Origin of the sequence: Pseudomonas sp. PSPC2-3 (assembly GCF_049898265.1) — a bacterium.
GTDB lineage: Bacteria > Pseudomonadota > Gammaproteobacteria > Pseudomonadales > Pseudomonadaceae > Aquipseudomonas > Aquipseudomonas veronii.
Genome location: NZ_JAFCXJ010000010.1, coordinates 261,481 through 282,731, shown reverse-complemented (window position 1 = coordinate 282,731; position 21,251 = coordinate 261,481). Strand labels below are relative to the sequence as shown.

Here is a 21,251-nt window from a genome sequence, read left to right as displayed (position 1 = left end):
AGGCTATGGTTTCTTCGGATCTGCCGCGCAAAAACAGCACCACCCCGGCTCTAAGCCCCTCTCGTCGTCCTCAAGCCTGTCATCCGTCAACTTACTATGCTCCATGCCCATCAGGGGGATAGGTGCGTGGCGGCGATTGTGATAACATCCGGCGGTTTCCAGGGTCGCCCCGAGGGGCTGCCTTTAACGTGCAGATCCGTGTCATAACTCGTTGATTTGTCGTAAGTCGTTGCCAGGCACCATGCCGGCAGCGGCGAGCTTCGTTCGTCCCATATGGATGTGACGAGGTTTCACCCGAAAAAGGAATCAGGCTTCTCATGGGCGAACTGGCCAAAGAAATCCTCCCGGTCAATATCGAAGACGAGCTGAAACAGTCCTACCTCGACTACGCGATGAGCGTAATTGTCGGTCGGGCACTGCCTGATGCGCGCGATGGCTTGAAGCCCGTGCACCGGCGTGTGCTGTTCGCGATGAGCGAGCTGGGTAACGACTGGAACAAGCCGTACAAGAAATCTGCCCGTGTTGTCGGTGACGTGATCGGTAAGTATCACCCTCACGGCGACACTGCGGTGTACGACACCATCGTTCGGATGGCCCAGCCGTTTTCCCTGCGCTACCTGCTGGTAGACGGCCAGGGCAACTTCGGTTCGGTCGACGGCGACAACGCCGCGGCCATGCGATACACCGAAGTCCGCATGACCAAGCTGGCGCACGAGCTGCTGGCCGACCTGCACAAAGAAACCGTGGACTGGGTGCCGAACTACGACGGCACCGAAATGATCCCGGCGGTCATGCCAACCCGTATTCCCAACCTGCTGGTCAACGGCTCCAGCGGTATCGCCGTGGGCATGGCCACCAACATCCCGCCGCACAACCTCGGTGAAGTCATCGACGGTTGCCTGGCCCTCATCGACAACCCCGAGCTGACCGTCGATGAGCTGATGCAATACATCCCGGGCCCGGACTTCCCGACCGCCGCGATCATCAACGGTCGCGCCGGCATCATCGAAGCCTATCGCACCGGCCGTGGCCGCATTTACATGCGCGCCCGCTCGATCATCGAAGACATCGACAAGGTCGGTGGTCGCCAGCAGATCGTCATCACCGAGCTGCCTTACCAGTTGAACAAGGCGCGTCTGATCGAGAAGATCGCCGAGCTGGTCAAGGAGAAGAAGCTCGAAGGCATCACCGAGCTGCGCGACGAGTCCGACAAGGACGGTATGCGCGTCGTGATCGAGCTGCGTCGTGGCGAAGTGCCTGAGGTGATCCTCAACAACCTCTACGCCCAGACCCAGCTGCAAAGCGTGTTCGGTATCAACGTCGTGGCCCTGATCGACGGTCGCCCGCGCATCCTGAACCTCAAGGATCTGCTGGAAGCCTTCGTCCGTCACCGTCGCGAAGTCGTGACCCGCCGCACCGTGTTCGAACTGCGCAAGGCCCGCGAGCGCGGCCACATCCTGGAAGGCCAGGCGGTTGCGCTGTCGAACATCGACCCGGTCATCGCCCTGATCAAGGCTTCGCCGACCCCGTCGGAAGCCAAGGAAGCGCTGATCAAGATGCCGTGGGAATCCAGCGCCGTGGTGGCGATGGTTGAACGCGCCGGCGCTGATTCCTGCCGTCCCGAGACCCTCGACCCGCAATACGGTCTGCGCGACGGCAAGTACTTCCTGTCGCCGGAACAGGCCCAGGCCATCCTCGAACTGCGCCTGCACCGCCTGACCGGTCTGGAGCACGAGAAGCTGCTGGCCGAGTACCAGGAGATCCTCAACCAGATCGGCGAGCTGATCCGCATCCTCAACAGCGCCGTGCGCCTGATGGAAGTGATCCGCGAAGAACTGGAAGTGATCCGCGCCGAATACGGCGACGTGCGCCGCACCGAAATCCTCGATGCGCGTCTCGACCTGACCCTGGGGGACATGATCCCGGAAGAAGAGCGCGTCGTGACCATCTCCCACGGTGGCTATGCCAAGACCCAGCCATTGGCTGCGTACCAGGCCCAGCGTCGTGGCGGTAAAGGCAAATCGGCTACCGGCGTCAAGGATGAGGACTACATCGCTCACCTGCTGGTCGCCAACAGCCACACCACGCTGCTGCTGTTCTCCAGCAAGGGCAAGGTGTACTGGCTGAAAACCTACGAAATCCCGGAAGCCTCCCGTGCCGCCCGTGGGCGTCCGCTGGTCAACCTGCTGCCGCTGGACAGTGATGAGTACATCACCACCATGCTGCCGGTCGATGAATACACCGAAGGTCACTTCATCTTCATGGCCACCGCCAAGGGCACCGTGAAGAAGACCCCGCTGGAATCCTTCAGCCGTCAACGCAGCGTGGGCCTGATCGCCCTGGAGCTGGATGAAGGCGACGTGTTGATCTCCGCAGCCATCACCGATGGCGAGCGTGAAGTCATGCTGTTCTCCGATGGCGGCAAAGTGACGCGCTTCAAAGAATCCGACGTGCGTGCCATGGGCCGTACCGCCCGCGGTGTGCGCGGGATGCGCCTGCCGGAAGGGCAGAAGCTGATTTCCATGTTGATCCCGGAAGAAGGCAGCCAGATCCTCACCGCTTCGGCGCGTGGTTATGGCAAGCGCACCGCCATCAGCGAGTTCCCGGAGTACAAGCGTGGCGGCCAGGGCGTTATTGCCATGGTCAGCAACGACCGCAACGGCCGTCTGGTCGGCGCGGTACAGGTACTCGATGGCGAGGAGATCATGTTGATTTCCGACCAGGGCACCCTGGTGCGTACCCGTGTCGCCGAAGTATCGAGCCTGGGCCGTAACACCCAGGGCGTGACGCTGATCAAGCTGGCCAACGACGAAACGCTGGTTGGCTTGGAACGCGTCCAGGAACCGTCGGAAGTCGAAGGCGAAGAGCTGGAAGGCGAGGCATTTGACGGCGAGGTGATCGCAACCGGCGATGACAACGTCGACGAGCCGACCCTCGACGCTGCCGCAGACGAAGAAGAACCGCAGGAATAAGCGGACAAACAGGGGGGGCGGATGAAGATTCGCCCCTTGTTGTTTGTCACCTTTGAAATATCAATGCTCCCCCTGTAGGAGCGGGCTTGCCCGCGAAAATCGTCAACGATAACGCGTGCATCCTGGATAAACGCGGTGATCTTGTGTTTTTCGCGGGCAAGCCCGCTCCTACAGGCAGCGTTAGCAGTTAATATTCGATTTATTGCACCACCCCCACCAGATCAGAGTGAGATTGGATGTGAGCAAGAGAGCCTATAACTTCTGTGCCGGTCCCGCGGCGCTTCCTGAAGCAGTCCTGCAGCGCGCGCAGGGTGAACTCCTCGATTGGCATGGAAAAGGCCTCTCTGTGATGGAAATGAGCCATCGCAGTGATGAGTTCGTGTCCATCGCCACCAAGGCCGAGCAGGACCTGCGCGACTTGCTGGACATTCCCTCCGACTACAAGGTGCTGTTCCTGCAGGGCGGCGCGAGCCAGCAGTTCGCCCAAGTGCCGCTGAACCTGCTGCCCGAAGACGGCACGGCCGATTACATCGACACCGGTATCTGGTCGCAGAAAGCCATCGAAGAAGCTGCGCGCTACGGCAACGTCAACGTCGCCGGTACCGCCAAGCCTTACGATTACTTCGCGATTCCAGGTCAGAACGAGTGGAAGCTGTCGAAGGACGCGGCCTACGTACACTACGTGGCCAACGAAACCATCGGCGGCCTGGAATTCGACTGGGTGCCGCAAGTGGGTGACGTGCCGCTGGTGTGCGACATGTCTTCGGACATTCTCTCGCGGCCGATCGATGTGTCCAAGTACGGCATGATCTACGCCGGCGCGCAGAAGAACATCGGCCCGAGCGGCATCCTGGTCAACATCGTCCGTGAAGACCTGCTCGGTCGCGCCCGCTCGCTGTGCCCGACCATGCTCAACTACAAGGTCGCGGCCGACAACGGCTCGATGTACAACACGCCGCCGGCGTTTGCCTGGTACCTCTCGGGCCTGGTGTTCGAGTGGCTCAAAGAGCAGGGCGGTGTTGCCGCCATGGGCAAGCTCAACGAAGTGAAGAAGCGCACCCTGTACGACTTCATCGACGCCAGCGGTTTGTACAGCAACCCGATCAACCTGACCGACCGCTCGTGGATGAACGTACCGTTCCGCCTGGCCGACGACCGTCTGGACAAGCCGTTCCTGGCCGGTGCCGAGGCGCGCGGCCTGCTGAACCTCAAGGGTCACCGTTCGGTGGGCGGCATGCGCGCCTCCATCTATAACGCTGTCGATATCAATGCCATCAACGCGTTGGTGGCCTACATGGCAGAGTTCGAAAAGGAACACGGCTAATGTCTGAGCAAGAACTCAAGGCCCTGCGTGTACGCATTGACAGCCTGGACGAGAAAGTCCTGGAGCTGATCAGTGAGCGCGCGCGCTGTGCCCAGGAAGTGGCGCGGGTGAAGATGGCGTCCCTGGCGGAAGGCGAAGTGCCGGTGTTCTACCGTCCGGAGCGTGAAGCTCAGGTGCTCAAGCGCGTGATGGAGCGCAACAAGGGGCCGTTGGGTAACGAAGAGATGGCGCGGTTGTTCCGTGAAATCATGTCTTCCTGCCTGGCGCTCGAGCAGCCGCTGAAAGTGGCTTACCTCGGCCCGGAAGGCACCTTCACCCAGGCGGCAGCGATGAAGCACTTCGGTCACGCGGTGATCAGCAAGCCGATGGCAGCGATCGACGAAGTGTTCCGTGAAGTGGCGGCCGGCGCGGTGAATTTTGGCGTGGTGCCGGTGGAAAACTCCACCGAAGGCGCGGTCAACCACACCCTGGACAGCTTCCTTGAGCACGACATGGTGATCTGCGGCGAAGTCGAGCTGCGCATCCACCACCATTTGCTGGTGGGTGAAAACACCAAGACCGACAGCATCAGCCGCATCTACTCCCACGCCCAGTCCCTGGCCCAGTGCCGCAAGTGGCTGGATGCCCATTACCCGAATGTCGAGCGCGTGGCGGTGTCCAGCAACGCCGAAGCGGCCAAGCGGGTCAAGGGCGAGTGGAACTCGGCGGCGATTGCCGGCGATATGGCGGCGGGCCTGTACGGCCTGACGCGCCTGGCCGAAAAAATCGAAGACCGCCCGGACAACTCCACGCGCTTCTTGATGATCGGCAGCCAGGAAGTGCCGCCGACTGGCGACGACAAGACCTCGATCATCGTCTCCATGAGCAACAAGCCCGGCGCGCTGCATGAACTGCTGGTGCCGTTCCACGACAACGGGATTGACCTGACGCGCATCGAGACTCGTCCTTCGCGCAGCGGTAAATGGACCTACGTGTTTTTTATCGACTTCATCGGCCATCACCGCGATCCGCTGGTCAAAAGCGTGCTCGAAAAAATCAGTCAGGAAGCCGTGGCACTCAAGGTGCTGGGCTCTTACCCGAAAGCGGTTTTGTGAGGCGTTAACATGAGTGGCAACTTCCTCGCCCTGGCGCAGCCGGGCGTGCAACAACTGTCGCCTTACGTTCCAGGCAAGCCTGTGGACGAGCTGGCGCGTGAGTTGAACCTGGACCCGGCGAAGATCGTCAAGCTGGCCAGTAACGAGAACCCTCTGGGTCCAAGCCCCAAGGTGCTGGCGGCGATTCGTGAAGAGTTGGCCGAGCTGACCCGTTATCCGGATGGCAACGGTTTTGCCCTCAAGTCCCTGCTGGCGCAGAAGTGCGGGGTCGAGCTGAATCAGGTGACCCTGGGCAACGGCTCCAACGACATTCTTGAACTGGTCGGTCGTGCCTATCTGGCGCCCGGCCTGAACGCCGTGTTCAGCGAGCATGCGTTTGCGGTCTACCCGATCGTCACCCAGGCCGTCGGTGCCGATGCGCGGGTGATTCCTGCCAAGGACTGGGGTCACGACCTGCCGGCCATGCTGGCGGCGATCGATGCACAGACCCGCGTCGTGTTTATCGCCAACCCGAACAACCCGACCGGCACCTGGTTCGATGCACAGGCACTGAACGACTTCCTACAGGATGTGCCGGAACATGTGCTGGTGGTGCTGGACGAGGCCTACATCGAGTACGCCGAAGGCAGCGACCTGCCCGACGGCCTGGATTTCCTCGCGGCCTACCCGAACCTGCTGGTCTCGCGCACATTCTCCAAGGCTTATGGCCTGGCGTCGCTGCGCGTCGGCTACGGCCTGTCGACGGCGGTGGTGGCCGATGTGCTCAACCGTGTGCGTCAGCCGTTCAACGTCAACAGCCTCGCCCTGGCGGCGGCCTGCGCAGCGTTGCAGGATGCCGAGTACCTGGAAGAAGGGCGTCGCATCAACGAAAGCGGCATGCTGCAGTTGCAGGCAGGCTTTCGTGAGCTGGGCCTGGGCTGGATTCCGTCCAAGGGCAACTTCATCTGCGTCGATCTCGGCCAAGTGGCGGCCCCGGTGTTCCAGGGCTTGCTGCGCGAAGGCGTGATCGTGCGTCCGGTGGCCAACTACGGCATGCCGAACCACCTGCGCATCACCGTCGGTCTGCCGGCTGAGAACAGCCGCTTCCTGGAGGCGCTGGCCAAGGTTCTGGCCCGTGGTTGATGTCACTGCATTGCAACCTGCTGTGCCTATGATCGGTCGCCTGGTGGTGGTCGGTCTGGGGTTGATCGGTGGTTCCTTCGCCAAGGGCCTGCGCGAGAGCGGGTTGTGTGGCGAAGTGGTCGGCGTGGACCTGGACCCGCAATCGTGCAAGTTGGCGGTTGAGCTGGGTGTCGTCGATCGCTGTGAAACCGACCTGGCGCGCGCATGCCAGGGCGCCGATGTGATCCAGCTCGCCGTGCCGATCCTGGCCATGGAGAAGTTGCTGGCGGTGCTGGCCGGCATGGACCTCGGCCAGGCGATCCTCACCGACGTCGGCAGCGCCAAGGGCAATGTGGTGCGGGCGGCGCAGCAGGCGTTTGGCGAGATGCCCGCGCGTTTTGTGCCGGGTCATCCGATTGCCGGTTCCGAGCAGAGCGGGGTAGAAGCGTCCAATGCGCAGTTGTTCCGTCGGCATAAAGTGATTCTGACGCCGCTGGCGCAAACCGATCCGGCGGCCTTGGCCGTGGTCGACCGTCTGTGGCGCGAGCTGGGCGCGGATGTCGAGCATATGCAGGTCGAGCGCCACGACGAAGTGCTGGCGGCGACCAGTCATCTGCCCCATCTGCTGGCGTTCGGATTGGTGGATTCGTTGGCCAAACGCAACGAAAACCTCGAGATTTTCCGCTATGCCGCCGGTGGCTTTCGCGATTTCACGCGGATCGCCGGCAGCGACCCGGTGATGTGGCACGACATCTTCCTCGCCAACCGCGAGGCCGTGTTGCGCACCCTGGACACCTTCCGCAGCGACCTTGACGCCTTGCGCGACGCGGTCGATGCCGGGGATGGCCACCAATTATTGGGCGTGTTTACCCGTGCGCGGGTGGCGCGTGAACATTTCAGCAAGATCCTGGCACGCCGGGCCTACATGGAAACCGCTGTGAACGCCGACGACCTGACTTTCCTCGCCAACCCGGGCGGCCGCTTGAGCGGGCGTATCCGGGTGCCGGGCGACAAGTCGATCTCCCATCGGTCGATCATGCTCGGTTCGTTGGCCGAGGGCGTGACCGAAGTCGAAGGTTTCCTTGAGGGTGAAGATGCCCTGGCGACCTTGCAGGCGTTTCGCGACATGGGCGTGGTGATCGAGGGGCCGCACCACGGGCGCGTGACCATTCATGGTGTCGGGCTTCATGGTTTGAAGCCGGCGCCGGGGCCGATTTATCTCGGTAACTCCGGCACCTCCATGCGCCTGCTGTCCGGTTTGCTCGCCGCACAGGTCTTCGACAGCGTGCTGACCGGCGATGCTTCGTTGTCCAAGCGCCCGATGAACCGCGTGGCCGAGCCGCTGCGGAAGATGGGCGCGGTGATCGAAACCGGGCCGGAAGGGCGCCCACCGCTGACCATCCGTGGTGGCCAGAAGTTGAAAGGCCTGACGTATGTGCTGCCGATGGCCAGTGCGCAGGTCAAATCCTGCCTGCTGCTGGCGGGCCTGTATGCCGAGGGCAAGACGTCCGTCACCGAGCCGGCACCGACCCGCGACCATACCGAGCGCATGCTGCGCGGTTTCGGTTATCCGGTAGAGGTCGTGGGTGCAACGGCGACGGTCGAGTCGGGCCATGCGCTGGTCGCCACCCATATTGAAGTGCCGGGGGATATTTCCTCGTCGGCATTTTTCCTGGTGGCGGCGTCAATCGCGGAAGGTTCCGAGCTGTTGCTGGAGCATGTCGGCATCAATCCGACGCGCACCGGGGTGATCGATATCCTGCGGCTGATGGGCGCGGATATCCGCCTGGAAAATCCGCGCGAAGTGGGCGGCGAACCGGTGGCCGACCTGCGGGTGCGGGCGGCCGCGTTGAAAGGGATCGAGATCCCCGAAGCGCTGGTGCCGTTGGCAATCGATGAATTTCCTGTGCTGTTTGTGGCTGCTGCCTGCGCTGAAGGGCGAACCGTCCTGCGTGGTGCACAAGAATTGCGGGTCAAGGAGTCCGACCGTATCCAGGTCATGGCCGACGGTCTGCTCGCCCTTGGCGTGAAGTGTGAACCCACCCCCGATGGGATTATCATTGACGGTGGCCTGATGGGCGGTGGCGAAGTGCATGCCCATGGCGATCACCGGATCGCCATGGCGTTCAGCGTGGCTTCGCTGCGGGCAACGGCGCCGATTCGTATCCGTGACTGCGCCAATGTTGCTACGTCTTTTCCGAACTTTCTTACACTGTGTGCCCAAGTCGGCATCCGTGTTGCCCAAGAGGCTCAATTGTGAATATCAAAGCACCGGTGATTACCATCGACGGGCCAAGCGGCTCGGGCAAAGGCACGATCGCCGGCATCCTGGCCAAGCGCCTGGGCTGGTGCCTGCTGGATTCCGGCGCGCTGTACCGCCTGCTGGCATTTGCCGCGCGCAACCACGGCGTCGATCTCACCAACGAAGAATCCCTGAAGCTGCTGGCGGCGCACCTTGATGTGCAGTTCGTCGCTGCGACGGAAGGTCATCCCCAGCGCATCATCCTGGAAGGGGACGATGTGACCGATGACCTGCGTAACGAACAAGTCGGTTCCTGGGCCTCCCAGGTTGCCGCGTTGCCGGCCGTGCGTGATGCGCTGCTGCAGCGCCAGCGGGCGTTTCAGGAACCGCCGGGCCTGGTAGCCGATGGCCGCGACATGGGCACGGTGGTATTTCCCGAGGCGCCGCTGAAGATTTTCCTGACCGCCAGTGCCGAGGAGCGGGCGCGTCGCCGCTACTTGCAGTTGAAGGGCAAAGTGGATGGTGTTAGTCTGTCGAGTCTGCTAGATGAGATCCGTGCACGCGACGAGCGTGATACCCAGCGCGCAGTAGCCCCGCTCAAGCCGGCGGCTGATGCCATACAGCTGGATTCCACGGAGTTGTCCATCGAGCAGGTGTTGGAACGCATCTTGAGTGAAATCGCTATTCGCGATATCGCCGGGTGACCAAGAAGTCTGCAGGGGACCAGTCATAGTCCTGCGGTGCTTCTTTTAATTGAAACTAACCCACACCGTCTGGGGCGTGGAGATGGGCGTATTCTTCGCCCTTATCAACAGGAATTAAAATGAGCGAAAGCTTTGCGGAACTCTTTGAAGAAAGCCTAAAAACCCTGAACCTTCAGGCAGGCTCCATCATCACCGGTGTTATCGTTGATATCGATTACCAAGCTCGCTGGGTAACCGTTCACGCTGGTCTGAAGTCTGAAGCACTCATCCCGCTTGAGCAGTTCTACAACGACGCTGGCGATCTGACTATCAATGTCGGTGACGAAGTTCACGTTGCTCTGGACTCGGTTGAAGACGGTTTCGGTGAAACCAAGCTGTCCCGTGAAAAAGCCAAGCGCGCTGAATGCTGGATTGTTCTCGAAGCAGCCTTCGCAGCTGAAGAAGTGGTCAAGGGCGTTATCAACGGTAAGGTTAAAGGCGGCTTCACTGTCGACGTTAACGGCATCCGTGCGTTCCTGCCAGGTTCTTTGGTCGACGTCCGTCCAGTGCGCGACACCACGCACCTGGAAGGCAAGGAACTCGAATTCAAGGTCATCAAGCTCGATCAGAAACGCAACAACGTTGTCGTTTCCCGTCGCAGCGTCCTGGAAGCAGAGAACTCCGCCGAGCGTGAAGCTCTGCTGGAATCCCTGCAGGAAGGCCAACAAGTCAAAGGTATCGTCAAGAACCTCACCGATTACGGCGCATTCGTCGATCTGGGTGGCGTCGATGGCCTGCTGCACATTACCGACATGGCTTGGAAGCGTATCAAGCATCCTTCCGAAATCGTCAACGTTGGCGACGAGATCGATGTCAAGGTTCTGAAATACGATCGCGAACGCAACCGTGTTTCCCTGGGCCTGAAGCAACTGGGTGAAGATCCATGGGTCGCTATCAAAGCCCGTTACCCAGAAAGCACCCGCGTGACCGCGCGTGTTACCAACCTGACTGACTACGGCTGCTTCGCTGAGCTGGAAGAAGGCGTTGAAGGCCTGGTACACGTTTCCGAAATGGACTGGACCAACAAAAACATCCACCCTTCGAAAGTCGTACAAGTCGGCGACGAAGTGGAAGTTATGGTTCTGGACATCGACGAAGAGCGTCGTCGTATCTCCCTGGGCATCAAGCAGTGCAAATCTAACCCATGGGAAGATTTCTCTGGCCAGTTCAACAAGGGCGATAAAATCTCCGGCACCATCAAGTCGATCACCGATTTCGGTATCTTCATTGGTCTGGACGGCGGCATCGACGGCCTGGTTCACCTGTCCGACATCTCCTGGAACGAAGTGGGCGAAGAAGCTGTTCGTCGCTTCAAGAAGGGCGACGAGCTGGACACCGTTATCCTGTCGGTTGACCCAGAGCGCGAGCGCATCTCCCTGGGCATCAAGCAACTGGAAAGCGATCCGTTCTCCGAGTACGTTCAAGAGAACGACAAAGGCGCAATCGTTAAAGGCATCGTGAAAGAAGTTGACGCTAAAGGCGCCATCATCACCCTGGCCGACGATATCGAAGCGACTCTGAAAGCCTCCGAAATCAGCCGTGACCGCGTTGAAGACGCGCGCAACGTTCTGAAAGAAGGCGAAGAAGTAGAAGCCAAGATCATCAGCGTTGACCGCAAGAGCCGCGTAATCCAGCTCTCCATCAAGTCGAAAGACGATGCTGAAGAGAAAGAAGCCATCCAGAGCCTGCGCGACAAGCCAGCTACCTCTGAGCCTTCTGCTGGTCCTACCACTCTGGGCGACCTGTTGCGTGCACAAATGGAAAAACAGAACTAAGTTCTGTCAGACCATAGAAAAAGGGCGACTTCGGTCGCCCTTTTTTGTGCCTGAAATTTGTTGAATCAACAACTTGGAGCCACGTAGAGCTGATCGGTGTCAGAACTGATTATAGTCTTTGGATAAGCTATTCCCGTGTTGCTGATTCAGTAAGGATTTTCAATGAACAGGCTCATCTTAGTGTTCGCAATGGCCATGCTTGCAGGTTGCGCCGCCACCAATGCCAAGACTCACGCACGGCATGGCGTCAGTGGCATCGAGATCGACTGCTCAGGCTTGGGTTCCAACTGGGAGAAGTGCGAGAAGCGCGCGGCTCGAGAGTGCAAGACGCAGGGGTACAAGGTCGTCACAAGGTCCAGTGACGCCAAGGACGAGGAAGGGGATTACTTGTTCGGCTGGAACCCGGCAGGCGCCGTTACCCGCACGATGCTGGTGATCTGCAATTGAGCGCGTAAGCGCTTGATAGTGAAGTCGATCTGGCGTGTAGATAAGTTATTGGATGGGCTGTTCAAATTCATCAAGTCATGCTAAAACCTTTGAAGCGCTTTTCCTAGCTGCTTGAAAAAGAAGGGAAAAATATGACGAAGTCGGAGTTGATCGAACGAATTGTCACCCATCAAGGGCTGCTCTCATCCAAGGATGTGGAGCTGGCCATCAAGACCATGCTTGAACAAATGTCCCAATGCCTGGCTACGGGCGATCGTATTGAGATCCGAGGGTTTGGTAGCTTCTCGCTACACTACCGCGCCCCGCGCGTAGGCCGTAACCCTAAGACCGGGCAATCCGTCAGCCTGGACGGCAAGTTCGTTCCGCATTTCAAACCAGGTAAAGAGTTGCGAGACCGGGTCAACGAGGAAGAGGACGAGGCTTGAAACTCGTTCAGGGAGTAAGTCATGAGTAGCTTCAAGCGCGTGCTTGGTATTTTGGTGATACTTTTGGTTTTGCTCTGCATTCTGGCGTTCGTGCTGGAGAACCAACAGGTGGTTTCTCTACGGTTTTTTGGGTGGGTCGTGCCACAGTTTCCAGTATCTGTCTTTATCGTGGCTGCCTTACTTCTCGGTATGACGGTGGGCCCTCTGGTTGGTTGGATTGCAAGCCGTACTATAAGAGCGCGACGCCGCAAGCATTTGGCTTGACTGCGTAAAGTGACGTCGCTCTGCTCATATAGAGACGGGAAGGCGGCTGCCATCCAGGAGTCGATCAGCAAATCTCTTTAGCTCCTGCCTTGAACTTTACCGCTAACGCAACTAGCGGTAGATAGGCCAGAAGTAGCCCAATTACCGCATCCAATATGTTACCGCTGACCAGCAGTGCCATGGGGAGCAGCCAACCAATATTGATTGCCGCCACCGTCAGGGTTACCGGCAAGTGTTTGCCAAACTGGCGTGAAGCAAATTGGTAAGCGTGGCTGCGATGTGCCTCATAAACTTTTTCCCCCCTCAACAAGCGGCGCAGCAGAGTCCAAGTGGCATCGGTAATAAACACGCCGAGCAGGATTAGCCAGCTCCAAAGGAGCTGCGGCGCAGTCCAGGCTGCCTGTAATGACAGTATCCCCAGCGTGACTCCCAAAAAGCCACTGCCGGCGTCGCCCATGAAGATGCGCGCTCTAGGAAAGTTCCAATACAGGAAGCCCGCAACCGCAAATGCCAATAGCAGCGGCAGCAGCGCCAAACGATCATATCCGGCAAGCCAATACAGCAGAGCACTGCTGAGACCGACACAAATTGCTTCGACGCTGGCTATGCCATCAATTCCGTCCATGAAATTGTATAGGTTTAACAGCCAGACTAAATAAACAGCCGCCAACACATGACCGACCCAGCCAAGGTCGATTGAAAACCCTAGTAGTTCCAGCGGCGGAAGTCCGCCAACCCAGAAAAGTACCCAAGCAGCCGCAATGAAATGCCCGAGTAGGCGCCAGCGAGCACCAATATGGCCATGGTCGTCAAGAAACCCCAATACTGCGATACCGGCACCGGCGCCCAAAAGCGCCCAGGCAAAAGACCAGGCGACGGCACCCAGGTTTGCAGTCAGTACCAGGGCAAGCAAAAAGCTTATAACGATCGATACTCCGCCGCCTCTGGGGGTCGGTACGACATGCGAACTGCGCGCGTTGGGTATATCGATCAGGCTTCTGGCGAGTGCGTAATGGCGCAAGGCACCTGTCAGAATAAGTGCGACAAGGGTCGCAGCCGGTAACAGCCACCACATATTCATTTAGCGTGTAGTTCCAAAAAATGTTTGCCTGTTTTACGCAGTGCGTCATCCACGCTGCACGGTGGTGTCCATCCCAAGAGTTCGCGAGTCTTGGAGATATCTACTTGTAGAGAGCCACATAATCGTTGTGCGAGAGCCCGTCGCCCCAATATGGCGGCTCCGGCTTCGAGCATCCAGGCGGGTAAGGGCAGCAGGTGTGCGGGCTTCCCGATAGCCTTAGCCATACGGCGTAACAACGTTGTAGTCGAGAGATCCTCGCCATCACTCACTAAAAAAGTTTGGTTTGCTGCAGCAGGGTGTTCGACACAGGTCACTATCAAGTCAACGAGGTTATCCAGAGCGACCAGGCTGCGTTGGTTATGGATAGCGCCAAGCGGCAATGGCAGGCCCTTATGCAGCCAGCGCATCATGCTGAGAAAGTTCGCCTGCACGCCGGGGCCATACACAAGAACGGGACGGATTATCACAACCTCCATCCCTGTTTCGTCTGCTAAGGCACGTAGACCGCGTTCGGCCTCCATCTTGGAGATACCGTAAGGGTCGGTTGGCGCCGTCGGACCATCAGCCGTGTAAGCCATGCCCCCCGTGGTGCTTTCTCCGTTAACTTTGATTGAGCTGATGAAGATGAAGCGTTTGACGCCGGCATCGGCGGCTTGCCGCGCCAAATGGAGGGTTCCATCAACATTGACCCGGCGGTATTCGACTAGCGGGTCGGCTGAGTTGTCACTCATGACGTGTACACGAGCCGCCAAATGGATCACTAGATCTTTGCCAGCCAGCAATGGCTGCCACTTCTGATCTGCGGACAGCCCGCTTATCTGAACCTGGTCAATGTGCAGATCAAACTCTGCATTCAGGTTGCGCATGGCAGCGGTGATCTTGTGTCGTCGTGCCAATAATGGGGGAACTAGACCACGACCAACGAAACCGCTCGCTCCTGTCAGGAGGATTTGCATGATCAAGTAGTCTCTAGGAGTGAAAGAACGTCTTCTGACATTTCACGCATGATACTACTGCGATCGAAATGTTCTACGAAGGCATGGCGGGGGCTGGTCGCGATAGTCAAGGTTTCGAGGGCCTTTACCCCGGCGGCGACATCGCAAGGCTCAAAGACAGCCGCGTTTTCGATATGCATGGAAACAAAATTCGCCGCATAACCGGATATGCCGGCCCAGATCGGCTTGCCCAGCGCAGCGTATTCGAACAGTTTCGACGGTAAAACTTTGCGAAACGCATCATAGTCGTTCAAGTGTAGAAAGAGCACATCCGCAGACTGATAAATATGAATCAACTCATCGCGCTTGACGGGGGTTAATAATTCAACATTAGTACATCCTTGCGCCGTAATGGCTTCTCTTAGAAGCGCCAGCCGGCCTCCGTCACCGATTACCCGAAATCGCAACACGCCTTCGAGCTGTTTTGCTAATAACGGGACGATATGATGTAGGCCCTGGCCTTCACCAATGTTCCCGGCATAGACGACGTCCATCACCTTCGGCGAGCTAACTGTGGTTTCCAACGGCTGGGCGCTCAAGAACTCGCTGTCGATGCCGTTTGTAAAAAATGAATAGCTCTGGTCTGGATAGCGTGATTTGAAATACGGATAAAATCCTTCAGAAACCAGATTCACTTTTTTCGCTGAGGTGATGGCAAATCTTTCGAGTAGCGAAAGTATTGGCTTCATTAGCCGAACCAGTTTCTTCGGTAAAACATCTTTGATCGTATCAACAAAAATATCGCGAATGTCTAAATAAAGCGGAGCTTTTTGTTTGCGTGCGATGAGGGCGCCCAGCACTGCCGTCATAAGGCGTGAAGAGGTGGCATAGACAAGGTCATGGCGCTTGTCTTTTATTATTTTGCGCACAGTATTTGCGTAAACCAGAAAAGCCTTGGCTTGATCAATCATTCCGCTTTTGTGGGCGGGCAGGGCGACTCTTCGCACCGTCAGGCGAGGATGCTCTTCCAGTTCCGGCGCTGCGCTAGTGAAGGTGCTATAGCGGTTTGGCAGGGTTGTAATCAATTCGATATGAGCATCCACTGGCAGTCGCTTGAGCAGCGCGTCTACCAACGCGGTTGAGCGAAAGGAGCCCGCCGAAAGGTCAGGTTGGTAATAGAAGCTCAAAATTAAAAGTTTCAAATAAACCTCACCAGGTTATACGAGTGCTCAGCACGGTGGATGACAGTTCAGCAATGATGCATTGGTTTGGAATTGATTCACCGAATGCTGGATGCCACGTAGTAGAAATCAAGCTGACACTTTTCGCGCCTTGTACGGTAGCGACGGCGACCTGACCTCCTGGGAGCGTTAACGTAAAGGTGTCGCCATTTTGAATAATCTTGACTTCGGGGTGTACGTAGAGCCTGGCTAATGCTCGGTTGAAATCGCCTGTGACCGAATCGCGGATTTGTAATTCGCCCGGTGTAGCTATCCATTCACGCGTGTGCAGATTTTTGCCTTTCAATCGCTGGTAGCCATCGTGGCTGCTGCGAATACGCACGGCGTTTTCATTTTGTTCGATCAAGCTCAGTGTCGTTCGTGCTCGGCGTGCGACCCTGAAGCCTGCCCATACTTCAGATGAATTTTCATCATTAACGTCGACTGTATTGTGTGCCGCAGTACTGCGTTGGCGATGACGTTCGGAGTCTTCACCGTATTGCGAGGTTCCGGAGTTAACGAACACTCGATGCCCAAACAAACTGAGTTCGAAGCTCAAGGTGTCCGCGTGGGTATGTCCGGGTTGATAGTCGGGGGCTACTTGTGTCAGGTTCAAAAGCGCCTTGCTGGCGTCACTGAAATTAACCGCCACGTAACCACTTTCGATATGATGTTCTGCGTAAACAGCCAAGGGCTTTGGCTTGTTGTTCGCTGGTAAACACCCCAGTTCGCTGGCATACATTTCAATATTGCCTAATGTTGGGGCAATACCCAATGCCGAGTCGTTAAAAAATGGTATATCTCCATCCGGGTGCTGGAGGCTGCGCAGCCAGACGATGCCCTTTTTAATAATTTGTTTCCACTCGGGAAGGCGTGTTCTTAGTGTTGGTATTGTAGTATGAGTGGCTAAATTCACTAAGTCACACATGTCCCAAAGCAAGGACGCGTGGTACATGGGGGATAGTTCAAAATGCGCGCCATCAGCCAAAAACTGCTCTTTGACCTCTGTGTCCAGTATCTTCAATCCGGCAGATTGCCAACGTTCAGCATCTGCACCATCTAAGAAGCAGCCGCCAAATAGCAGCGCCTTACCATTCACAAATATATGGTTGGCGAGGATGTGGTGTTCAACCTGCTTTGAGAGTGCATGGCATTGTATGGCCAGGCTATCCAGCCACTTCGGCTCAAGGGTGGGCTGCTGATTGAACCATTTAATGAGGTTCACAATGCGCAGTGAAAGTGTATAAGGCTCCCAGCCGCAACCTGCATAGGGTGGGTTGCCGGCAATCCAGCTGTTTACCAAGGTTCTATCAAAATCAGGTCGTGTGCGGTCTGATGACACGAGGTGATCAAGGTAGTGCAGGTTATACTGCCAGATCTTCGGGCGCTGTTGATTGTTCCACTCAAACGGTGCTTTAAGGCCCATAAATTCAAACTGTTCGTCAGCTGTAAAGTGCGAAGAACTCCAGTGCGGTGGATTAGCTAAGCCGAAACTCATCCGTTTGACAGGTGTGGGGGCAGTAAAAGAACTGATTTTAGCGTAACGGTAATACAGTCGATAGAAAATCTGCTTCATCCGCAACAGTTTTACCGTATGGTAGAGCTTTAGTAGTCGATGCATTAACGTATTGCCCATGAGAACCACTTGAATAGTGAGAAGTCAGATTGATTGATTTTAGTGATGCTCATGGAAAGTTATGTTTTAGCCAGCGTTCGAAGTACAACACCTGCCATAGCTTGTAGGTGTTATTGGCGGTACCCATGAAATGGTTTTTGACCAGTTTCTCTACTTCTTCAGGTCGCAGGTAAGCATAAATACGTTCGAACTCTGACAGCAGGCGTTCTGAGCCAATGCGACGGATAATGCCATCGAGAGGGGGGTTGAATCCGGTTTTTGGACGATCGACAAGTGAGGCGGGTAGCAGGCTTTTTAATAGAGTCTTAAGTGGCGCCTTGGGATTGCCGCCTTTCAACAAATCGGCACTGGAGGTCGCCAAGCCTTTCGCAACGATTCGTTCATCCAGCAGTGGAACGCGCAGCTCAATACTGGCGAGCATGCTGGCTTTGTCAGATACGCTGAGGTTATGACTGAGAAAACCTGTCAGGTCAAAGTGTTGTGCGAATTTTACCTTGTCTGCCGGATCGCCACTGTAATCAAGGAGTACGGCGTTCAAGCGTTGTTTGTAGTGGCACTCCAGCCCCGCAAAATCGCGGAAAAAGCCCTTGAGTTCTTGGCGCGAAAAATATCCCAGCATTCGAGAATAGGCCAGAGGCCAATAGCTTTCTTCGGCATAGGAAACCAGCCGCTCAAATTTCTTGTCAAGTTGCTTGGGGAATAGCTTCAGTTTCAGCAGCGCGTTCAAGACCGGGTAGAGCAGACGGATCAACCGGTGATGCTTCAGGACCTTGTAGCGTGGGTATCCAGCAAATGCTTCGTCTCCGCCCATTCCACTGAGCATCACTGTGTATCCGCTCTTCCTGGCTTCAGCCGATAAGCGATAGGTGGCCCAGAAGGTGTAATCGGATACCAGCTCTTCTGTATTCGCGGCGACAAAATCGATCGACTCGAAAACATCATCTTTTGAATCAAGAATCTCTGTGACGACCAGCTTTTTGTGCAGGTAATCGGCGATTTCAGCTGAAAACCTCATGTCGATGACGGAGTCATCCGTTGCTTCGTACTTTGCAAAAAAAAGATCTGCTTCACCTGTGAAACTCGCCAGTATGCTCGAATCAGCGCCACCACTGAAAAATACACCGACTGGAACGTCTGCTTCCAATTGCCGCGTGACAGCGGAGCGTACATTTTCTGCAAGGCTCTGTTCTGATGTGTAGCTCGTTATGGTCTGGTGCCGCCGCGTCCTGCAGTCGCCGGTCAATAGATCGAACTCAAGGTAAGTCCCCGGCATTAGCTTTTTGATAGCTTTGTAGCCGGTGTTCGGCTCGTAGAGGAAACCGTTGTTGAAGAACTCAAAAACGTCGTCATTGTCGATCTCAGTTACGACGTCCGAATAACACTTGAGGCCACGGATTTCGGAGCAGGCATAGATGCCATATTCGCCAGTGTAGCAATATACCGGCTTTATCCCAATCACATCCCTTACCAAGAATGTTTTCTGGCGCGGTTCGTCCAGAATGACAAATGTATACATTCCTTGCAGACGTTTGAAGGCGTGGTCCCCGTGCGCTACATACAATTGAAGGATTACCTCGGTGTCGGAGGTGCCATTGAATGTGTAGCCTTGTTCGATCAACTGGTTACGTAGTTCATGATGGTTAAAGATTTCTCCATTGAATACGATGCTAATTCCATTGCCAGTAAACATCGGTTGGCTGCCAGTTGCCGAAAGATCCAAAATGCTGAGTCTATTATGACCAAGTCCAACTTGGTGGTTGGCAATTTCGGCGAAATAGGTGCCGGAAGCGTCTGGGCCACGATGCTTGGTGGCCGCGAGACTCGCTTGCAATTGGTCTCGTAGCGCAGGAGTATCGCGTTTAACCGCAAAAAAACTTAAACCGCACATTAAACTGGTTGCTCCCTATTTTGTTGGTCAGTAACTTTATTTTTTATGGCGTATTCGGTTGCTGAACATTGGGGGGTGTTCAATTCCGTGTTTTTTGCGCTGTCACTGATTTTTTGCATAGGCCATTTTTGCGCATAAATTAATCCCCATACTGTGGCGAGCAGTATGTTGAAAGAGATCAATCGAAAGACCGCAAAAAATAATCCATATATAGCCATGGTCATGACGGTTATGCGAATAACTGTCAAATAGTTGGGCTCGGATTTTAGAGTGGTCAGTTTGTACAGGGCGGGGCCCATGATAATGAGTGTGTAGGTCAGGAGTCCTAGTACTCCACTCACCATTAGCATATACAAAGGCCAGTTGTGTATGTATCCAACAAGTTCTATAAGTGATGAGCCGTCAGGTTTTTCCCAGTGCATCTCATGCTTTACACCTATTCCATTGCCGAATACGGGGCTGCTCAAAAACATGTCCCATGCAATTTCGTATTCTTTGACTCTAGATGCTACGTTGAAATCCTCTTTCTTTTTCGTGATGGTATTTAAAACGATTATTTCCGTGTTCTCTGGGGTATTTGACGAAATGGGGGCGGTAGCCATTGGCAGTGCTGCGTCGGACAGGGAATTCAAGCGCCCCAGCCAAGATTGATCCATACCGGTGGAGAAGATGAATACCAAGCCTAATACCAGTTGAGCGGTAATGTTGGCAGAAATTTTTACACGGAGATTTTTGTGAGTGACAAAAATATAGATTGAGAATAGAGCAATGGTAGCGACGCCACTGATCAACATGCTTCTCGTTAACGTGATCAGCACAGCTGTCAGGCAAAGCAATGATATGAAGGCAGTCACCAGTGCGATATATCGGTTTCGCGTTAATGTGTTGATAACAAAACCTGCGGCCATTCCAGAAGGCAGCAGTGCATCTGTCGCCTGCGGTAACAGCATGGTTATCCGGTCCCGCAGGGGGCCTACGGTATTTGCCATATTCAGTGCGGCTTCCCGTGACAACCTTATCTGTTCTCCATCCACCAACACGGTCCAGTACGGTTGCCATATATCATATTGGAAATAGTACAAAACGATATGGCCTGCGCTCAATAAGACCAGTGCGCCGATCGAGGCGCCAATCCAATAAATGTTTTTTTGCTCACCGTTGATAAGTACGCATACGGGCATGAGCGCAAATATAAATAAAAAGGGTGTAACGCCCCTGATCCAATCTTGTACAGGGACATGATGTTTCATCGCAATCAATAAGTTGAGGCACAGTAACCCAATGCCGATCAAAAGTGGCCAGGCAAAGAAACGAAAAATGGATTTTATGCTTCGGATACGAAAAAGTCTGATAAAGGTGCTGACAAACACCGTTGCCGTGAGTGCGGCAAATATTAACTCTTGGGTACCTACGGATGGCGGCGCGGGGCGCAGCGCAAATACCAGCGGGAATAATGCCAATAAACCGTGCCATGGCGAAGCGACGGCGGCCAGCACTAGGAACAGGCCTCCTAGTATGCCGATATAAAAAAGCACACCGGCATTCTGCGTAAGTAGAATAGCAACGCAGGCTGACATTGCAATCATCAGGCTGCTTTTAAAGTAGTCACTGCCATTCATCGCGATGCTCCAATTGCCATATCAGGGGCGTATTGCCTTGTAGTCTGCGGACGTTTGTCCGACAATTCTGGCCGGAACTCCTACAACGATTGAGTTGTCAGGGATATCCTTTAGTACTACAGCTGAAGCGCCAATTTGACAGTTGTCACCGATTTTTATATCGCCAATGATCTTGGCGCCCGCTCCGATATAGCAGTTATGCCCAATGACCGGGCATCGATTGATCTCACTTGTTACATAACCTTCGGCAGCGCCAATCGTGATTCCCTGACCCAGTACACATCCGTCCCCCACTTTGGCATTCGCATGGAGCACGACCCCAATCGCACCGTAAGCGAAAATGGTGCCCTTTCCGATATTTGCCGAAACCGGGATGTACGAGTTGAACAACAGAAAGATCAGGTTGCGAACAAAGCCCGGCAAGACGGGGATTCGGCGCTGGTAGAACCAATGGCCTATTCGATATAGTTTCACTGCATTCACTG

The 21,251-nt window shown here is 55.8% G+C and carries 17 protein-coding genes; 10 read left to right on the top strand and 7 right to left on the bottom strand.

Annotated features, from left to right (window positions below; genetic code table 11):
• The first annotated feature begins 317 nt into the window (after positions 1-317).
• The 10 genes from gyrA (at position 318) to ACP7E3_RS23815 (ending at position 12,387) form a co-directional block, all read left to right on the top strand.
• Positions 318-2,972, top strand: a complete 2,655-nt coding sequence (gene gyrA / locus ACP7E3_RS23860; protein WP_046384281.1) for a DNA gyrase subunit A — start codon at positions 318-320, stop codon at positions 2,970-2,972.
• A gap of 238 nt (positions 2,973-3,210) precedes the next feature.
• Positions 3,211-4,296, top strand: a complete 1,086-nt coding sequence (gene serC, locus ACP7E3_RS23855; RefSeq protein ID WP_026140261.1) for a 3-phosphoserine/phosphohydroxythreonine transaminase — start codon at positions 3,211-3,213, stop codon at positions 4,294-4,296.
• Positions 4,296-5,390, top strand: coding sequence for a prephenate dehydratase (gene pheA / locus ACP7E3_RS23850; protein WP_017848851.1), 1,095 nt, complete (start codon positions 4,296-4,298; stop codon positions 5,388-5,390). The genes serC and pheA overlap by 1 nt, the downstream gene beginning before the upstream one ends.
• Positions 5,391-5,399: 9 nt before the next feature.
• Positions 5,400-6,512, top strand: a complete 1,113-nt coding sequence (hisC, locus tag ACP7E3_RS23845; RefSeq protein WP_017848850.1) for a histidinol-phosphate transaminase — start codon at positions 5,400-5,402, stop codon at positions 6,510-6,512.
• 28 nt (positions 6,513-6,540) lie between these two features.
• Entirely contained in the window at positions 6,541-8,751 is a 2,211-nt protein-coding gene (locus ACP7E3_RS23840; protein WP_411221055.1) for a bifunctional prephenate dehydrogenase/3-phosphoshikimate 1-carboxyvinyltransferase, read from the top strand.
• On the top strand, positions 8,748-9,437 hold the full coding sequence (cmk, locus tag ACP7E3_RS23835; RefSeq protein WP_017848848.1) for a (d)CMP kinase: 690 nt from the start codon (positions 8,748-8,750) through the stop codon (positions 9,435-9,437). Before ACP7E3_RS23840 ends, cmk begins: the two co-directional genes overlap by 4 nt.
• 119 nt (positions 9,438-9,556) lie before the next feature.
• Positions 9,557-11,251 carry a 30S ribosomal protein S1 gene (rpsA, locus tag ACP7E3_RS23830; RefSeq protein WP_003218806.1) on the top strand — a complete coding sequence of 565 codons (1,695 nt, stop codon included), beginning with the start codon at positions 9,557-9,559 and terminating at the stop codon, positions 11,249-11,251.
• A 162-nt stretch (positions 11,252-11,413) separates the two neighbouring features.
• On the top strand, positions 11,414-11,698 hold the full coding sequence (locus ACP7E3_RS23825; RefSeq protein WP_177030485.1) for a hypothetical protein: 285 nt from the start codon (positions 11,414-11,416) through the stop codon (positions 11,696-11,698).
• Positions 11,699-11,829: 131 nt separating this feature from the next.
• A complete protein-coding gene (gene ihfB / locus ACP7E3_RS23820) occupies positions 11,830-12,123 on the top strand; it encodes an integration host factor subunit beta (protein ID WP_201022036.1) in 294 nt (97 codons plus the stop codon).
• A 21-nt stretch (positions 12,124-12,144) separates the two neighbouring features.
• Complete coding sequence (locus ACP7E3_RS23815) at positions 12,145-12,387, top strand: LapA family protein (protein ID WP_201022037.1); 243 nt, start codon at positions 12,145-12,147, stop codon at positions 12,385-12,387.
• 64 nt (positions 12,388-12,451) lie between these two features.
• Here ACP7E3_RS23815 and ACP7E3_RS23810 read toward each other — a convergent pair whose 3' ends face one another.
• From ACP7E3_RS23810 to ACP7E3_RS23780, 7 genes are read right to left on the bottom strand one after another with little or no spacing between them, the layout of a single operon-like run.
• Positions 12,452-13,468 carry an MraY family glycosyltransferase gene (locus tag ACP7E3_RS23810; protein ID WP_426124568.1) on the bottom strand — a complete coding sequence of 339 codons (1,017 nt, stop codon included), beginning with the start codon at positions 13,466-13,468 and terminating at the stop codon, positions 12,452-12,454.
• Complete coding sequence (locus tag ACP7E3_RS23805) at positions 13,465-14,424, bottom strand: UDP-glucose 4-epimerase family protein (RefSeq protein ID WP_201022039.1); 960 nt, start codon at positions 14,422-14,424, stop codon at positions 13,465-13,467. Before ACP7E3_RS23805 ends, ACP7E3_RS23810 begins: the two co-directional genes overlap by 4 nt.
• 2 nt (positions 14,425-14,426) lie before the next feature.
• Entirely contained in the window at positions 14,427-15,605 is a 1,179-nt protein-coding gene (locus tag ACP7E3_RS23800) for a glycosyltransferase family 4 protein (protein ID WP_426124565.1), read from the bottom strand.
• 7 nt (positions 15,606-15,612) lie between these two features.
• On the bottom strand, positions 15,613-17,259 hold the full coding sequence (locus ACP7E3_RS23795) for a heparinase II/III family protein (protein ID WP_426124563.1): 1,647 nt from the start codon (positions 17,257-17,259) through the stop codon (positions 15,613-15,615).
• A 49-nt stretch (positions 17,260-17,308) separates the two neighbouring features.
• Positions 17,309-19,147: an asparagine synthase (glutamine-hydrolyzing) gene (asnB, locus tag ACP7E3_RS23790; RefSeq protein ID WP_201022041.1), complete on the bottom strand. Its 1,839-nt coding sequence runs from the start codon at positions 19,145-19,147 to the stop codon at positions 17,309-17,311.
• Entirely contained in the window at positions 19,147-20,766 is a 1,620-nt protein-coding gene (locus ACP7E3_RS23785; protein ID WP_426124561.1) for an O-antigen ligase family protein, read from the bottom strand. Before ACP7E3_RS23785 ends, asnB begins: the two co-directional genes overlap by 1 nt.
• 21 nt (positions 20,767-20,787) lie before the next feature.
• Positions 20,788-21,249 (bottom strand): serine O-acetyltransferase, encoded by a 462-nt coding sequence (locus ACP7E3_RS23780; RefSeq protein ID WP_158683860.1) that lies wholly within the window; start codon positions 21,247-21,249, stop codon positions 20,788-20,790.
• Positions 21,250-21,251: the final 2 nt, after the last annotated feature.

Coding starts and splice junctions, on each gene's coding strand:
- ACP7E3_RS23810 (WP_426124568.1), bottom strand. CDS start 13,468: ATGAATATGTGGTGGCTGTTACCGGCTGCGACCCTTGTCGCACTTATT.
- asnB (WP_201022041.1), bottom strand. CDS start 19,147: ATGTGCGGTTTAAGTTTTTTTGCGGTTAAACGCGATACTCCTGCGCTA.
- ACP7E3_RS23795 (WP_426124563.1), bottom strand. CDS start 17,259: ATGGGCAATACGTTAATGCATCGACTACTAAAGCTCTACCATACGGTA.
- ihfB (WP_201022036.1), top strand. CDS start 11,830: ATGACGAAGTCGGAGTTGATCGAACGAATTGTCACCCATCAAGGGCTG.
- ACP7E3_RS23825 (WP_177030485.1), top strand. CDS start 11,414: ATGAACAGGCTCATCTTAGTGTTCGCAATGGCCATGCTTGCAGGTTGC.
- gyrA (WP_046384281.1), top strand. CDS start 318: ATGGGCGAACTGGCCAAAGAAATCCTCCCGGTCAATATCGAAGACGAG.
- pheA (WP_017848851.1), top strand. CDS start 4,296: ATGTCTGAGCAAGAACTCAAGGCCCTGCGTGTACGCATTGACAGCCTG.
- rpsA (WP_003218806.1), top strand. CDS start 9,557: ATGAGCGAAAGCTTTGCGGAACTCTTTGAAGAAAGCCTAAAAACCCTG.
- ACP7E3_RS23815 (WP_201022037.1), top strand. CDS start 12,145: ATGAGTAGCTTCAAGCGCGTGCTTGGTATTTTGGTGATACTTTTGGTT.
- ACP7E3_RS23805 (WP_201022039.1), bottom strand. CDS start 14,424: ATGCAAATCCTCCTGACAGGAGCGAGCGGTTTCGTTGGTCGTGGTCTA.
- ACP7E3_RS23785 (WP_426124561.1), bottom strand. CDS start 20,766: ATGAATGGCAGTGACTACTTTAAAAGCAGCCTGATGATTGCAATGTCA.
- ACP7E3_RS23840 (WP_411221055.1), top strand. CDS start 6,541: ATGATCGGTCGCCTGGTGGTGGTCGGTCTGGGGTTGATCGGTGGTTCC.
- hisC (WP_017848850.1), top strand. CDS start 5,400: ATGAGTGGCAACTTCCTCGCCCTGGCGCAGCCGGGCGTGCAACAACTG.